General features: G+C 59.1%; 1 protein-coding gene. It reads left to right on the top strand.

Annotated features, from left to right (window positions below):
* Positions 1–283: 283 nt before the first annotated feature.
* Positions 284–1,315: tyrosine-type recombinase/integrase (locus AB9K34_RS13205; protein WP_369954897.1), on the top strand; the 1,032-nt coding region annotated here is incomplete at its 3' end.

Genomic DNA, 1,315 nt, shown 5'->3' with positions numbered 1-1,315 from the left:
CGGGCGGCCAGGATGAAGCGTTCATGAAACGCCCACTCTTCGTCCGACATCAGGTCTCGTGCCAAGCTGGTCTCCATTGCAGATACCAGTTTGAATCACGTTCAGCCCGCCCTGTTAACACCTTTTGTCAACACGGCCTAGTCTCTCGCGGCGCTTTTTCTATAATATGGTGTGCAAACTGCCCCACCCTGCGTCCCTCATTTATGTCCAATAAGTTTGCATTATCGGACATTAAAGTCTATACTGGGAAACAGTTCAATTTCATTGCAGGATTCAGTGGAAAATGCCCTCAGAGACCGAGAAATCGACATCAACGCCCTCTGATGAGCTGGATGATGCTCGCATCGACGACAGAGATCAAGAGGAACGCGATGGCATTGCTTTGCCCTCCCATGTCGCTGGCTCCGGTACGCTTGATCGACTTGTGGACACTGCCCGAGACTACGCACGTGCAGCGGCTTCAGAGAACACGCTGAAAGCCTACGCGAAGGACTGGGCACATTTTGCACGCTGGTGCCGGATGAAGGGCGCGGAGCCATTGCCCCCCTCCCCTGAGATGATCGGGCTTTATCTCGCCGATCTGGCGTCCGGGTCGGGCCCCTCCCCTGCCCTATCAGTCAGCACCATAGACCGCCGCCTGTCGGGCCTTGCCTGGAACTACTCGCAGCGGGGATTCACCGTTGATCGGAAAAACCGGCACATCGCCACGGTGCTGGCGGGGATCAAGCGCAAGCACGCACGTCCACCGGTGCAGAAGGAAGCGATCATGGCTGAGGACATCCTCGCGATGGTGGCCACCCTGCCCTACGACCTGCGCGGGCTGCGAGATCGCGCAATCCTTCTTCTGGGCTACGCCGGAGGCTTGCGCCGCTCGGAAATTGTCAGCCTCGACGTGCACAAAGACGACACACTGGATTCCGGCGGTTGGATCGAGATCTTCGACAAGGGCGCCCTGCTCACTCTCAATGCCAAGACGGGCTGGCGCGAAGTGGAGATCGGCCGAGGCTCAAAGGATCAGACCTGCCCCGTGCATGCTCTCGAGCAATGGCTGCACTTTTCGAAGATCAACTTCGGTCCGATTTTTGTCGGCACCTCTCGGGACGGCAAGCGCGCCCTCGATACACGGCTCAACGACAAGCATGTGGCCCGGCTGATCAAGCGCACAGTCCTAGAAGCCGGCATCCGCTCCGAACTGCCCGAAAAGGACCGCCTGGCGCTGTTTTCTGGCCACTCGCTGCGCGCCGGCCTCGCCAGTTCGGCTGAGGTCGACGAACGCTATGTCCAAAAGCAGCTGGGGCACGCCTCGGCCGAGATG

The organism is Sedimentitalea sp. XS_ASV28 (assembly GCF_041224545.1).
Classification (GTDB): Bacteria; Pseudomonadota; Alphaproteobacteria; order Rhodobacterales; family Rhodobacteraceae; genus Sedimentitalea.
This window is presented reverse-complemented; position numbering and strand designations above follow the sequence as displayed.